This is a genomic window from Leptolyngbya sp. Cla-17, assembly GCF_016807185.1.
GTDB lineage: Bacteria > Cyanobacteriota > Cyanobacteriia > Leptolyngbyales > Leptolyngbyaceae > ULC077BIN1.
Genome location: NZ_JAEVYN010000001.1, coordinates 1,920,964 through 1,935,288, shown reverse-complemented (window position 1 = coordinate 1,935,288; position 14,325 = coordinate 1,920,964). Strand labels below are relative to the sequence as shown.

Annotated in this window: 11 protein-coding genes; 7 read left to right on the top strand and 4 right to left on the bottom strand. The window is 49.2% G+C overall.

Annotated elements, in window-relative coordinates:
* Positions 1-42: 42 nt before the first annotated feature.
* From JOY44_RS08605 to JOY44_RS08595, 3 genes are all read left to right on the top strand, one after another.
* Positions 43-1,050: an alpha/beta fold hydrolase gene (locus JOY44_RS08605; protein WP_171573194.1), complete on the top strand. Its 1,008-nt coding sequence runs from the start codon at positions 43-45 to the stop codon at positions 1,048-1,050.
* A gap of 74 nt (positions 1,051-1,124) precedes the next feature.
* Complete coding sequence (gene glnT, locus JOY44_RS08600) at positions 1,125-2,432, top strand: type III glutamate--ammonia ligase (RefSeq protein ID WP_171573193.1); 1,308 nt, start codon at positions 1,125-1,127, stop codon at positions 2,430-2,432.
* A gap of 110 nt (positions 2,433-2,542) precedes the next feature.
* Positions 2,543-4,489 (top strand): DUF11 domain-containing protein, encoded by a 1,947-nt coding sequence (locus tag JOY44_RS08595; RefSeq protein ID WP_203031956.1) that lies wholly within the window; start codon positions 2,543-2,545, stop codon positions 4,487-4,489.
* A 50-nt stretch (positions 4,490-4,539) separates the two neighbouring features.
* Here JOY44_RS08595 and JOY44_RS08590 read toward each other — a convergent pair whose 3' ends face one another.
* Positions 4,540-5,682 (bottom strand): sulfate ABC transporter substrate-binding protein, encoded by a 1,143-nt coding sequence (locus JOY44_RS08590; RefSeq protein WP_171573191.1) that lies wholly within the window; start codon positions 5,680-5,682, stop codon positions 4,540-4,542.
* A gap of 274 nt (positions 5,683-5,956) precedes the next feature.
* Between JOY44_RS08590 and JOY44_RS08585 the strand changes: the two genes are divergently transcribed.
* On the top strand, positions 5,957-7,030 hold the full coding sequence (locus JOY44_RS08585; protein ID WP_197985073.1) for a ParM/StbA family protein: 1,074 nt from the start codon (positions 5,957-5,959) through the stop codon (positions 7,028-7,030).
* Positions 7,012-7,260 (top strand): hypothetical protein, encoded by a 249-nt coding sequence (locus JOY44_RS08580; protein WP_171573190.1) that lies wholly within the window; start codon positions 7,012-7,014, stop codon positions 7,258-7,260. The genes JOY44_RS08585 and JOY44_RS08580 overlap by 19 nt, the downstream gene beginning before the upstream one ends.
* Positions 7,261-7,279: 19 nt before the next feature.
* Here JOY44_RS08580 and JOY44_RS08575 read toward each other — a convergent pair whose 3' ends face one another.
* The 3 genes from JOY44_RS08575 to JOY44_RS08565 form a co-directional block, all read right to left on the bottom strand.
* Positions 7,280-11,362 (bottom strand): PAS domain S-box protein, encoded by a 4,083-nt coding sequence (locus JOY44_RS08575; RefSeq protein WP_203031955.1) that lies wholly within the window; start codon positions 11,360-11,362, stop codon positions 7,280-7,282.
* Between the two features lie 446 nt (positions 11,363-11,808).
* Positions 11,809-12,573, bottom strand: coding sequence for an anti-sigma factor domain-containing protein (locus tag JOY44_RS08570; protein ID WP_171573188.1), 765 nt, complete (start codon positions 12,571-12,573; stop codon positions 11,809-11,811).
* A gap of 7 nt (positions 12,574-12,580) precedes the next feature.
* Entirely contained in the window at positions 12,581-13,159 is a 579-nt protein-coding gene (locus tag JOY44_RS08565) for a sigma-70 family RNA polymerase sigma factor (RefSeq protein WP_171573187.1), read from the bottom strand.
* A gap of 255 nt (positions 13,160-13,414) precedes the next feature.
* On the opposite strand from JOY44_RS08565, the gene JOY44_RS08560 reads away from it, so the two are divergent.
* Positions 13,415-13,636 carry a hypothetical protein gene (locus JOY44_RS08560; protein ID WP_197985072.1) on the top strand — a complete coding sequence of 74 codons (222 nt, stop codon included), beginning with the start codon at positions 13,415-13,417 and terminating at the stop codon, positions 13,634-13,636.
* A 35-nt stretch (positions 13,637-13,671) separates the two neighbouring features.
* Positions 13,672-14,274, top strand: coding sequence for a thioredoxin family protein (locus tag JOY44_RS08555; RefSeq protein ID WP_171573186.1), 603 nt, complete (start codon positions 13,672-13,674; stop codon positions 14,272-14,274).
* Positions 14,275-14,325 lie beyond the last annotated feature (51 nt).

Sequence of the window (14,325 nt, the reverse complement as noted above, 5' to 3'; positions counted from 1 at the left end):
GAAAGTCAACCGCGATATTATTGCTCAATTGGGATCGCCTTCATGAGCGCCGGCTGCTTTACGCTCAAAGATTTTGCGCTTCAGTGCGGCAAAGTGCTACCCCAAGCGGAGTTGGTTTATCAAACCTATGGCGAGTTGGCAGGCGATCGCCGAAATGTCATTCTCTATCCCACATCCTATGGTGCCCAGCACAGCGACATTGACTGGTTGATCCGACCCAATGGCATTCTTGATCCCACACGCTGGTTTATCATTATCCCAAATATGTTCGGCAATGGGCTGTCCAGTTCGCCGAGCAATTCCGCCGACTGCGGTTTAGCCGAACAAGGGTTTTGGTTTACCCATTTTGATAATGTGCGCGCTCAGTTACAGCTTTTGCAACTGTTGGGGATTGAGCAGTTGGCGCTGGTGTATGGCTGGTCGATGGGGGCACAGCAGGCGTATCACTGGGGCGTGATGCATGGCGATCGCGTGGAGCGGATTGCGGCACTCTGCGGTACGGCGCGGACGACGGATCACAATCGGATTTTTCTCGAAAGTTTGCGCTCAGCGTTGACCACAGATCCCACCTGGACTGGCACAGGTTTTGATGGCACGCCCGATCGCGGATTTCGCACGTTTTCTCGAATTTATGCCAGTTGGGCTGCATCTCAGGCCTTTTATCGCGAAGGGCTATATTATCAATTTGGCTACGAGTCGCTGGATGATTATTTAGTGCGCGGTTGGGAAGCTAGCTATCGTCAGCGCGATCCGCACAACTTAATTGCCATGATTGATACCTGGCTACGCTGCGATGTAAGCAATAATCTAAACGGTCAAACAGACTATAAAAAAGCAATGCAGTCGATTTCGGCAAAAACCCTGGTAATGCCTTCTGCAACAGACTTATATTTTACGCCAGAAGACTGTGCGGCTGAGGCTGCTCTGATTCCTAAGGCGACCTATCGCCCGATTCCTTCTATTTGGGGACACCGGGCAGGAAATCCCTATCAAAATTCAACAGATGAAGCGTTTATCCAAGCGGCTGTTTGGGAGCTGCTGGAGGCTTAAGACTTCTAAGCAGGGTGGGCTATGACGCTAAAAAACGCCCTACAAACTCGTTGATAACGATACAAATAACTGTTATGACTACGCTCTTATCTGAATTTGCCCGTGAACATGGAGTTCGCTATTTTTTAATTTCCTTCACTGATCTGTTTGGGGTGCAGCGATCAAAACTCGTTCCGACCCAGGCGATCGATGCAATGGCGGTGAATGGTGCCGGATTTGCCGGGTTTGCTGCCTGGTTGGATATGACCCCGGCTGATCCAGACATTTTGGCGATTCCCGATCGCGACAGCCTGATCCAACTCCCCTGGCAGCCTGATGTCGCTTGGATGGCAGCCGACTTGGTGATGAGTGGACAACCCGTGGAGCAAACACCGCGGTGGGTGCTGAAACAGATGGTCAGCAAAGCAGCAGCGCTCGGCTATCGGGTGAAAACCGGAGTGGAGTGCGAATATTTTTTGCTGTCTGCCGATGGTGAGCAGATTTCGGATGGACGCGATCGCGCCAGCAAACCCTGTTACGACCAACAGGCCCTAATGCGCCGCTTTGACGTGATATCAGAAATCTGCGATGCCATGCTGAAACTAGGTTGGGGCGCGTATCAGAACGATCATGAAGATGCAAATGGTCAGTTCGAAATGAACTGGACTTATGCCGATGCGTTAGTAACCGCCGATCGCCATGCCTTTTTTAAGTACATGGTTAAAGCGATCGCCGAAAAGCACGGACTGCGTGCCACCTTTATGCCCAAACCCTTCCTACACTTGACGGGTAACGGTTGCCACACTCACCTGTCCGTTTGGGACGCCGCAGGCAACACAAATCTATTTGACGACCCCACTGGCAAACTAGGACTTTCACCGCTGGCCTATCAGTTCATCGGTGGCGTGTTGCACTCTGCCGCTGCCCTCTGCGCCTTCACCAATCCCACGGTCAACTCCTACAAGCGGATTAATGCACCTGTCACTACCTCCGGTGCGACCTGGTCTCCCAACAGCATCAGCTATAGCGGCAATAATCGCACCCACTCTATCCGTATTCCAGAACCAGGACGGTTTGAATTTCGGCTGGCGGATGGGGCTGCAAACCCCTACCTGCTGCCTGCCGCCCTAATTGCCAGCGGCTTAGATGGCATGGAACACCAACGCGATCCGGGCGATCGCCAAGACAATAATGCCTACACTGATCTGCTGCCAACTGGAACCCTCAAACGCCTACCTGCAAATCTGCTGGATGCGTTGCGCTGCTTAGAAGCAGATACCATCCTCACTCCAATATTGGGTTCTGCCTTGGTATCTGCTTACATCAAACTCAAGCACCAAGAATGGAACGAGTACAGCACCCACATTAGCCCCTGGGAACTGGAAGCCACTCTAGACTGTTAGGCAGTTTTCAACAAATTGCTGCGAAGTTTTGCCACCAGAGAAATATGATACTCTCTCAAGAGATTGCTACTTGTTAATAGCAATCTTTTTCAGTGTGAGGAGCAGAATTTGTGCAATCTTCTAATTCGTTATTAGCCCGGACAATGCGACGATATTTTCGCATAACGAGCAACTTGACAATCTTAGCTGCTGCTTTAGCCATTAACCCTCAGTCGGCGATCGCGCAGGTGACTACCCTACCCTCACCCCTCAACCCCGCTCTCACCTTTCAAACGACGGGACGCGAACGCCCTCCGGAAGTTGGCGATTGGTACACCACCCTCAACTCTGCCAGCACTGATAGAATCCATCGATTTTTCATCAGCGTCACCCCGTCAGATTTAGCTGCCGCAGGTGGTGCAATTCCCGTTCGCATTTTAGATGGAGAAAGCAACGGAACAATCGATGAAATCAATGCTAGTTTATTTGGCACTGTGGTCTGTGTCGCAGCAGGCGACAACTGCGACCCGTCCCGATTTACCTTGCTGGCTCCAGGAGGTGGAACCCTTGGGACATTGACCTATAACATTGGCTTACCCTCTGCGGATGGTCAAAACGATCTGTTGGGCACCATCACAGCCCCAGGAATTTATCAGGTGACCAGTGAAGCAGGAGCCTTACCCATTTCAGGAGATCCAACATTCGCCTTAAACAATGACGATAACGGCTTCCGAATTCAAGTTTTGGGCGTTGCCGACTTGCTAGTTGGACAATTTCAGGGAAATATTCAGCAAAACTCTGGGGCTTCAATTAATTTGAGGCTGTTTACCCTGGTCGGTCCAGGGACAGGCACCCTATCTTTCCGCAACTTTGACCTTGATAATGGCGCTGCCCTCAGTTACATTAGCCCTCCGGGTGGCTTAGGTACCCTCCCAGCAACGATATCACTGAATGGAGTCTGGAATGGCGGCGGCAACTTGGATACGGGTGCAGACAATATTGCGGGTTTAAATCCACTGAATGACGCTGGGGCATGGGAATTTCGGGTGAATGCTCTCACCACAGACAATCAAACCTTGTTTGAGGCAAATACGGGTCCCGCTCGCCTGCCGCTGTTTGATACCCCACCCACTCGCGCTGGAAACTTTACGATTACAACCGATACTACCCGCGAAACTCCTGTGGGTCAGCGGGTTTGCCATCCGTTTAGAGTAACGAACAATTTCTTTACAACCGATATCGTCAACCTGGTGCCCAGTGGCACAAACCCCAACTACACCGCGCAATTCTTCCGGGATGAGGCAGGAACCCTTCCGCTGACTGATACCGATGGCGATGGGCAGGTGGATACAGGCATTTTGGCAGCAAACGGTGGTTTTGTTGATCTATTCCTGTGCGTTACTCCTGCACCGGGTGCCATCCAACCCGACGGCACCATTCTCACCGACACCACGACAATCACGGCCACCTCCTTTATGGATCGTAAGGTGCGTACCCAAGCGGGGGCAGGCGCTCCGGTGCCGCAGTCAGTTGTGAAAACGACGCGCCCATCGCCTGCTGGGGCTGGAACCTCTGACTTTAAGCTGGTGAAGCGAATTACCAATGTGATTCGCAACGGGGCACCGTTGGCTGGGGTCAACTTTGGCGCAGTGATTGATGACCTAACGGATCCCAATGATACGGCGGCGGGTTTTGCCCAAATTCCGCTGGTAGGTGCAACGGCTATACCCATCACTACGCCAGTGCAGAGTAATGATGAAGTGACTTACACCGTTTATTTCTTGTCGGATGGCGCATCTCCGGCAGTTGATGCCAAGATTTGCGACTTGATTCCTGGGGGAATGAGTTTTATTCCTGAGTCTTTAGAGTTGAAGATTGGTAGTGCGGCTGCGTTCTTTGCCTCACCTTCTACTAAACCCGGCGGCAACTTCTATGCGTCTTTGGCACCGCTGCCCAACAACAATTCCTGCACTATTCAAACAAACCCAAATGGTGCGGCGATTTATGAGTTGGGCACGGTTTCCAATAGCGCAGGCAGCAATTTTGGCTTTGCCCGCTTCCGCGTTCGAGTAAACTAAGGGTCTAACGTATCCCTGTCAAGGTGACCATCCTATCTCCCCCACAAAAATCACGACTTACCCAGCTTGGATTGAATCTGATCGAACAAGGCTCCGTCAGCGAAGAACTTCTCCTGCACCTTGCTCCAACCGCCATACTCATCAACGGTGGCAAGCTTTTTCACTGCTGGAAACTGGGTGGCAAGCGTTTTTTCATTCGTCTTGGCATAGTCACCCACCGGACGGAATCCTAGCTTGACAAACTCTGCCTGGGCTTCTGGACTGAACAAGAATTTGGTAAAGGCTTCAGCCACTTCACGTGTGCCATGCTTGTCCACATTCTTATCTACCACGGCAGCCGGAGTATCAATTGAAATATTGATTTCGGGCACCACGTAGTCGATCTTTTGCCCATTTTGCTTTGCTAGAATCACTTCATTTTCATAGTTAATCAGAGCATCTCCCTGACCTTGCTTGGCAAATACATCCGTGGCTTCGCGCGCGTCTTTTGCCAAGATTGCCACATTTTTAAACGCTTGGGTGGCAAATTCAGTTGCCTTGGTTTCATCTCCTCCATTTTTCAAGGCGTAATCCCACATAACCAGGAAGTTCCAGCGGGCACCTCCAGAGGTTTTTGGGTTTGCCGTGATCCACTTCACGCCATCACGGGTTAAGTCTCCAAAGGTTTTGATATTTTTTGGGTTTCCCTCACGGGTAATCACTGCCGCAACGGATTTTGCGACAATGCCACTATTGGGAAGTTTTTTATTCCAATCTTCATTCACAATTTTGGCTTCGACAAGCTTTTCTACGTCGGCTCCCAGTGCTAGATGAACCACGTCGGCTTCTAGTCCATCAATGATGGCGCGAGTTTGGGAACCCGACCCACCGTAGCTTTGCGTGAAGGTAACGGTTTGACCTTTTTCTTTCTGCCACTTTTCCTGGAATAAGGTAATGATCGCGTCGTGAGCAGCTTTTGGAACGGCGTAAGCGACAAGGTTGATTTCAACGCCCTTTTTTGAATCAGCAGTCGAGCTAGCACTGCCCGTCGTATTGGTGCTGGGGGAGCCTCCACAGGCAGCGATCGCAACGCTTAATCCAATCCCAACTAAAAATAAGGAGATAGCGCGATTGAGCGGTTTAAATCGCGATCGCGTTGCAAACTGCTGCATCAATCCTTCTCCAAAAAACCAAAACCCTTGACGCTTATTCATTCTTGGCACTTCCTACATCCATAAATCCTAACAAACAAACTAAGGTATCCTGCTCAGGAACCAAAGAATGAAACTCGATTTTACAGAGTAGAAGATTGAAACGCAAGAGAAACACCGAAATTCTTGTCGGAAAATGGGAGATTAAGATATAAGCTCTGAAAAAAATGACAATCAATTTTAGAGTTGACATCCAGCGAGAGGTTTAATATAGTCCAAGTGTACTAATTGGGCGAATTTAGGCGCAATTGGGGGCAACGATTTAACGCATACCTTGATGCATATTGACTTGCAATTGGATGTAACCCATTTGGAGATTCACATGACCGCCACAGAAACCCGCCGAACGAAAGCAGCGATTAAAGAGCCTGCTCCTGCCACTGTAGCGACTCGTACTCTCGCGTTGGATGCCGGCAACTATGATTTGAAATTTTGGGATGGAAACAGCAATCCCCGAGCCATTCGCTCTGTTCGCTATCAGTTGCCTCAAGGTCGAGATGCGGTTCGTTACTTAGATACGTCCCCGTTAATTGAACTTGCCGATGCCACGCGCTATCACTTTGGCGCACAGGCCTATAAGTACCGTCGCCAGCAGCAAACCGTGATTGAAAACAAGGTAGACCTGGCGCGGCTACATTTTTATGCGTGTCTTGAGCCTTGGGATGGAAACAGTGAATTTTCGTTGAATTTGCATGTTTCTACACCGGAACCGAGCCGTAATGAACAGGCGCTGCGATCGCAACTTATGGGTATCCACGAATTCAAGCGGAACGGCATTCCTTTTCGCGTCACGGTCGATCGCGTCAGCGTCGAGCGAGAAGGAATGGGAGCCTACTCCTACGCTCAGCGACTAGGGCTAATTCCCGACAATGGCTACACTGTGGTTATCGATATTGGTGGCGGCACCTGGCTGACTCGTCTTGTGGATGCAGAAGGCGATGTGATTGATGAGAATGTGATGGATCGGGGCGGCACCTACGAACTGGCAACATCCATTAGTTTTGACAAGCGCCTCGCAGATGCCTTGGGCACCACAGCAGACCCCGGTATTGTTATGGATGGGTTCAAATCGGCACATGCCTACGCCGATATGGGTTTATCCTGGTCGCCCTGGCTAGAAGAATACCTCGATCCCTGGTTTCGGGGCATTTTCCAAACGGTGAAGGCACAATACACGCCTTATATGTCACGGGTAACCCGGTTTTTGGTCACTGGGGGCGGTTCCTATCTGATTACTGAGCGACTGGCAGGACGCAAGCTGTTCGCTATCATTCCCGATCCTCAATTTGCTAATGTGCGCGGTTTGTATCCACTTCCAGAGGGCTTACAGCTATGTATGACAACAAGATAAGACTCAGCCAGGATGTCTTAGAAAAAGCAGAAGTGATTGCCCAAGAATGGGGATTAAAAAACTCACGGGCAGCGGTTGAGGCAGTGTTTCGTCGCTATGCCGATGAATATTTAGGGCGACGAGCACAGCGAGATCAAGCCGTCTCTATAGGAGCGATCGCGTCTACAGCCTCGCCCTCCTCTGCCGCTTGTGATGCCCTCAATGAGCTGGACGAACTGCTGGGATTGTGAGAGCGAATGGGTGAACGAGTTATACCAAGTATAGGGGGAGGTGAATGGTAAAGGTCGTCCAGTCGTCTTGACTGGAAACTGCGATCTCTCCATTCAACCGTTCTACTCGCTTTTTCACCAGAGCTAAGCCCAAACCAGTACCACCATGCTTCCAAGGGTCATTATTGGGAACTCGATAGAACTTATCAAACACATACTTAAGTTCATTAGATGGGATTGTTACCCCGGAGTTAGCAATAGACAGGATTACGCCCAAGATTGTGGTTTTGAAGGAGGTTTTAACTGGGGCACCCGTTGAGGCAAGTACTGGTTCTGGCAATGCAGCGATCGCAACGCCTTCCCGGTTTAGCATACTGCTAGAGATTAACTGTTTCGCAGACACTACGATCGCCTCGCCTGGAGGCGTGTATTTGCAGGCATTGTGCAACAGTTCAGTCAAGATCATCTCCAGGTAGTTAAAATCAGTCGTCAGCGGCGGCAACTCCTCAGCAATGGTGACGGAGAGTTGCTGCTGTTGGTGCTGCATGCGCTGTACAAAAGATTCTGTGATATGGGGCAACCAGTATTGAAAGCGATGAGTCAGCGGCAGTAACGGTTCTAAACCGGAGTCTAGCCGCGACAGATCTAGTAGATCATTGATTAAATTAGTTTCCCGCTGACACTCGTCTTTTAAAATTTGGAGATAGCGCTCTGGGCAATCGGCTTTTGACGTGACTGTGTACTCATCATTGCCATCTAACTGAGTCGGTTGCTCCATGCTGATTTCCAACATCTGCGTTGCCATCTTGATGTTTGCCATGGGCGTTCGCAGTTCATGGGAGACCGTATTTAAAAAATCGTCCTTTAAGCTATTCAGTCGTTCTAGTTCTTGCACTTGTAATTGGGCGGTTTGATATAAACGAGATTGCCGCAAGGAGATCGCGCATTGGTTTGCCACTTGCTGGACCAACCGAATCTCTAACTCATCAAAAGTATCGTGCTTGGGTCTATACAGCCATAGGTCGCCCAAAACGCCCTGATCATCCAGCATGGGACACGCCAAAATCGTGTAAATTTCGCTATGGGGCTGGGCGTAGGTTGTCCCTGTGAAGCAAAACTGGAGGCAAATATCTTGGATTAGCTGATCAAAAATCTCAATTGTGGGGCAATCGGCGAATGCCATTTTCCGTCCCAAGGCAAATGTGTCAGCAAGGGAGTACTCATGGGTGATTGTATGAGAGGTGAGGGTTACATCATAAAGAGCAGCATTGCAGCATTCGACTTTTAGCCCTTGCCCTAACTCATTTACAGCGGTTTGCAAAATTTGGTCTTCATCCAAACTGTCTCGCACCTTATCCGTGATGCGTTTGAGTAATGCTTCAAAGATGAGTGCTTGGCGGAGCTGGGCAGTGCGCTGCTGCACTTCTTGCTCTAAATGGGCATTGAGCTGTTGCACTCGTTGATATAGCTGCGATTGTTGAATGGCGATCGCAATTTGATCCGCCACTGCACTCACCAAGTCCACATCTCCATCCTGCCAAAGGGTCTGGGTATCCGTTCGCAGCAACGATAAGGAACCCCATACCTTATCTTCTACCTCTAGTGGAATTAGCAACCATGCCCCTGGAAACTGTTGAGTGAGCTTCTGGTTGATGCTGTCGGCAGGATGGTTAGCACTGTCAATGCGGACGATCTGATTCTGTTTGAGTTGGGCAGCGATCAGGTTGTTTTGATCCGGGATACTTGTATTTGAGGCAGACGGCACACTGGCATCTCGCAGATATTCCGCCAAATGATGCCATTGCCCTTCGTCGGGTAAATATTCGGCGATGCTCACTTGATCAACATTCAACAGTTTACTAACTTCGCGAGTAGCAGTTAGAAAGATAGTTTCTAGATCTAAAGAATGGCGAATGGCCTGAGTCATTTGGTTCAAGGCATACTCACGCTCTGCCTGTCGGCGCAGCAAATTCTGCGATCGCTCCCGCTCTATTTCGCTTTGCTTGCGTTCATTTTCAATCCGCTTGCGATCGCTAATGTCGCGCACAATGACCAGCACTTCAGTGTCGTTGATCATTGCGATCCGAACTTCTTCATCGTAGAGGCTGCCATCAACTTCTATTTGCTGTTCATAAACTTGCACCTGTCCGGTTTCCAGAGCCTGCTGCACATAACTCATGCGTTGCTCAGCCAGTTCTGGCGGCAAAATATCGAAAATATTCTTACCATCAAAGCCAGTTTCGGGTTTCAGAAGTTTTACATTTTGACCCTCTACCACTTCCAAATACCGCCCTATTGCATGCATGCGGATCAGCAAATCTGGAACTGCAATAATTGTGGCGCGGTTGCGGGCTTCACTCCAACGTAGGGCAGCTTCGATGCGCTTGCGCTCAGTAATGTCGCGAGAGTTAAGCACAATATTGGCAATGTCTGGCTGATGCAGCCAGTTGGTAGCAATGCTTTCGAGCCAAACCCAAGAACAATCAGGGCGCTGCAACCGATATTCTACGGTGATCGAAGTACTGGGATGGGTTAGTACGGCATCGATCGCGGTTTGCACAGACGACAGATCACCTGGATGAATATTGGCTAAACAATCATTCAGCGATTTTCCCTGAGTGGAATAGCCCAAGATCGTTTTTGAAGCGGCATTTTCATAAACGACCGTTAGAGAATGATCAATCAAACGAATAATGTCAAAGGAGTTTTGCGTTAACGCTCTAAAACGAGTTTCACTGGCTGATAAGGCGGCTTCTGCCTGTTTGCGATCGCCAATATCCTCCACCATTGTCGTTGCAAACAAGACATTGTCCTGACTGTCTAGCACACTCGACACATGCACATTCACCCAGCGTAGTTGCCCATTTTTTTGCACATATCGCTTTTCTAAGGAATATGTTTGGAGATCGCCCGCTTGCATTTGTGCCGCCAGTGGCATTTCTAGTTCGTGATCTTCTGGATAGGTCAAGTCTTGGTAGGTCATTGACAAGAGTTCAGCTTCGCTGTATCCCACCAAATTGCAAAAAGCCGAATTTACTTGCAAATAGGTGCCCGATAGCTGAGCGAGATTCATGCCAATCTCAATCTGGTCAAAAATCGCACGGAATCGCGCTTCACTTTGGCGCAGAGCATTGTTTGCCTGTTGGCGCTCTCGCTGAGCCCGTTCTTGATCTGCTTGCAGCGTCGCTTCAGCCTGTTTATGGGCAGTGATATTGGTTTCTACACAGGTCACCACCCAGCAGTTAGCATTCGCATCCCATCGCGGGTTCACGGCATCTGAAATCCAGCGAATGGAGCCATCTCGGTGCCGAAAGCGAAATTCCATCGTGGCGATCTGCCCAGCCAAAATATCTCGAAAAATGGGTATCACGACCTGTTCTTGATCCTCTGGCAGAATCCGCGACATCCACAAGTTGCTGTCAGCAAGAAACTCATCCGGTGAATAGCCAAACAACTTCTCGCAGTTCGGGGAAAAATAAACGCATTTCCAGGTGCCATCTAGAAAAACGTGAGTCTGAGCAATGATTGAGGATGAAGCGCTTAGGAGTGTACTGAGCTTAATTTCTAAAGCTTCAAGCTCGATTTCTGTCTGTTTGCGATCGCTAATATCCAGACTAGTGCCCTGGTAATACAGGGTGCCTGCGGCATCTCGGACGATTTGAACGTTCTCTGAAACCCAAAAGGTGCTGCCATCTTTGCGATACACCTCAGATTCAAATTCTGTGACAACTCCTTGTTGTGTAATCAAGTTCAGAAATTCGGCACGGCGACCCGGAGAAACATAGATCTGTTTTTCAAAATCTGTGACCATTGTCATCATTTCATCCGGCGATCGATAGCCATGCATTTTTGCGAGGGTCGGATTAATGCTGAGGTAGCGTCCCTCTGGGGTTGAGCGGAAAATGCCCTCGATCGCGTTCTCATAGATGCCACAATAATCTGCTTCAGCCTGCTGTAATACCGCTTCTACATCCAAAAATTGCTGTACTTGCTGAATGATGTAGCGGTTAAGTGCTGCCACAATGGGTAAGGGCGAGGTCACTGGATTGCTTTGCTGCAATGAACGCAATTTCAGCAGTAGCAACGCTGCGCCAATAGCCAAAGTTGCTGCAATTGCAAGCATTAAAGAATCAGGTAATGTCTCTAAACAAGAACTACTGATCATAAGAAAAGCGGTAGATAGAAGCCTGAACGTCATAACAGCCTGGGAGCGATCGCCAAATATGAGTGATCAAGACCGGAAAGCTGCGCTGCAACTATCACCGTCCACCTTTAGCACCTGTTACCTTTGCGTTTCCGTAATGGGTTATACCCGACTCCTCCCAAGGGAAAGAGCCTAGATTATTAAATAAGATTAAGGGCTTGAGTCAGGATACCCTTAGCAGAGCAAAGTTGCACATCACGGCAAAGTAGCTATTTTTCTCTAGCAGTGGATAAAAGCATCCTAAACTATCAAAAATTTCGACAGAAATCTTGAGTTTTGTCCCAATGATTATGCAGGATATCGTAGAGTATTGCGGTCTAGTGTCTCCAATCGCGATCGCTCTCGGATAATCTGTTCATCGGCCCTTACAAGCTGCTGGTCATCACCATGGGCCCTCGAGGCGAGAGAGGCGTGGGCGATGTTTCAATGGTGACGATGAGGTTCGTGACGCGATCGCTCGTTGCTGAAGTCAAAGGCACCTTCACAAATACTCTGCCCTGGGAATTAGCAATGAAATTTCCGGCTGAGACTTTTTGCCCATTGGTCACTGCCCAGAGATTGTAGGCTTGTCCAGGTGGCAAGGTTTGTAGATCTTGCAGCACCACGATCGCGCCTGCTTCTCCCGGCGTAATCACCACATTACCCGCCGCTTTCGACAGTTTATCCATGCCTTTCAAGGTCACCAACTTAGTCTGAGGCGCTTGCAGCATGGCAATCAGGTCTTTTTGGGAGGCAATCCTAGCTTGAGTTGCAGAAAGCTGTTGCCGCAAATTTAGATTGTCTACCCCCACCATCACTGCAATCACGGCGGCAATGCTGCCGCCCCACAGCAACGCCATCGGTCGATGGCGACGAATTGGCACTGTTTGATTTTGGGCAGCTTGATTTTGAGCAGTGGTGAGGATGCGCGATCGCACCGCTGGCGCAGGTTGCACTTCTGGCAGAGCATAGGGCATCGCTGCTAGCACCTCTTGCAGGCTGTGCATCTCCTCGCCCAATTCGGGATGGGTCGCAAGTAATTGCTGCAACTCCTCGGCTTCTTCAGGCGTTAGGTTACCCAACACATAGCCTGCCATCAGCTCTTGCCAATGTTCGGGATAGGACGATTCAGGATAAATGGGTTCAGCCATAGCGCGATTATTCAATCCAAGTCTGTAAGGTTTTTCTAAGAGTGAGTAATCCTTGCCGCGACCACGATTTCACCGTTCCTAAAGGAATGTCTAATCGGGCGGCAATTTCTGATTGGCTTAGCCCTTCGTAATAAGCAAGTTCCAAGATTTGTCGATATTTTTCGGGCAGGTTAGCCAATGCCTCGCGCACATGCTCCGATCGCTGATGAATAGATGCAGCTTCAAATGGGCTAATAGGCGGAGGTTGAGTCGTCATGGTGTTGCCCCAGCGCTGAAGAGATTTGAGATTGCTGCTGCGTGAGCGAAGTTTATCAATAGCTCGCGATCGCGTTAGTGTGGTCAAAAAACTGCTTAAAGAACCTCGATTTACGTCGTAGGTGCTGCTGCGCCAAAGTTTTAAGAAAATTTCTTGAGTCAAATCTTCGGCTTCCTGTGGATTTATCAAAATTCTCAACGCCACTCTATACACCAGGCTAGCGTAGCGATCGTAAAGCGCCGCTAGAGCAGAATGTTGCTTTGCTTGCATTGCCTGAAACAACTCCGCATCAGTGGGCATTGAGAGCGGATGAGAAGGCTTGAAATCCATAGATTCACGTTTTCAAGACAAGTTCTACATTAACCATGATTGAGCCGTAGTTTTTCCATCACTCCCTATCTAAAATACGCCTGAAAAAAGGGATTGGACGTGGATGAATATGAGCATTAAAAAGGTGAATCAGGTATTTTGCAATCTGCTGAAAAAAATTTTAATCCGATCGCTTAACCCATTCGTATGTCACTAGGAAAGAGCAAAACAGTTCTTCCCTACCAATAAACACCTACGTCTAAAGGCTTAAGAAAAATGATGAACCTAAAAGTTTTGGGTTTGGCAGCAAGTTTAGCGATTACCGCTGGTTTGGCTTCCTGTTCCGGGGGGGCCAATCAAGCAACCCCCAGCAATCCTTCTGCTTCCCCAGCAATGGGTACAACGGGTGATGCTATGAAGGGCGACGCAATGAAGAAAGAAGGGGATGCTATGAAGAAAGAAGGAGACGCGATGAAAGGCGATGCAATGAAGAAATAGCCCAATTAATGTAGACCTTCATTGTAGGTATCCCTATGAGTTCTCTTTTGCAGCGCCGTCGAATTTTGACTTATCTTGGCTTGGGATTAATGGGGGCTGGCGGAGTAACTCTTGCTGCTCGACTCCATCAAGAATCAGCAATGCTCGACGTTGAGGCATCTACATCAGAACGCGATCGCGATCGCGCGACCGATCTTGCCGCTGCCGCCAACCGCTTACCAGAATTTCAGGGCATTTCTCAGTGGCTTAATTCTGCACCGCTGACCGTTGATTCCCTCAAGGGAACTGTGGCGCTCATCCAGTTTTGGACTTTTAGTTGCATCAACTGCCAGCGCACCCTGCCTTCCATCACTCGTTGGCATCAGCAATATGCTGCTAAAGGACTAAAAGTTATTGGCATTCACACACCTGAATTTGCCTTTGAACGGGATGTGAACAATGTTAAGCAAGCGCTGCAAAAGCATGGCATCACCTATCCTGTGCCGATGGATAACCAGTTCAAAACGTGGGGTGCTTACAAAAATGAGTACTGGCCTCATTTGTTTTTAGCCGATCGCCAAGGAATTATTCGCTATGACCACATTGGCGAAGGGGCTTACGACGAAACGGACAAAATGATTCGGCAACTGTTGGGTTAGGGATCAGTTTCCAGGTTTCAGGAATCAGGAGTTAGTGAAAACTTCGGACTC

Coding starts and splice junctions, on each gene's coding strand:
- JOY44_RS08605 (WP_171573194.1), top strand. CDS start 43: ATGAGCGCCGGCTGCTTTACGCTCAAAGATTTTGCGCTTCAGTGCGGC.
- glnT (WP_171573193.1), top strand. CDS start 1,125: ATGACTACGCTCTTATCTGAATTTGCCCGTGAACATGGAGTTCGCTAT.
- JOY44_RS08590 (WP_171573191.1), bottom strand. CDS start 5,682: ATGAATAAGCGTCAAGGGTTTTGGTTTTTTGGAGAAGGATTGATGCAG.
- JOY44_RS08585 (WP_197985073.1), top strand. CDS start 5,957: ATGCATATTGACTTGCAATTGGATGTAACCCATTTGGAGATTCACATG.
- JOY44_RS08580 (WP_171573190.1), top strand. CDS start 7,012: ATGTATGACAACAAGATAAGACTCAGCCAGGATGTCTTAGAAAAAGCA.
- JOY44_RS08575 (WP_203031955.1), bottom strand. CDS start 11,362: ATGCTTGCAATTGCAGCAACTTTGGCTATTGGCGCAGCGTTGCTACTG.
- JOY44_RS08570 (WP_171573188.1), bottom strand. CDS start 12,573: ATGGCTGAACCCATTTATCCTGAATCGTCCTATCCCGAACATTGGCAA.
- JOY44_RS08565 (WP_171573187.1), bottom strand. CDS start 13,159: ATGGATTTCAAGCCTTCTCATCCGCTCTCAATGCCCACTGATGCGGAG.
- JOY44_RS08560 (WP_197985072.1), top strand. CDS start 13,415: ATGATGAACCTAAAAGTTTTGGGTTTGGCAGCAAGTTTAGCGATTACC.
- JOY44_RS08555 (WP_171573186.1), top strand. CDS start 13,672: ATGAGTTCTCTTTTGCAGCGCCGTCGAATTTTGACTTATCTTGGCTTG.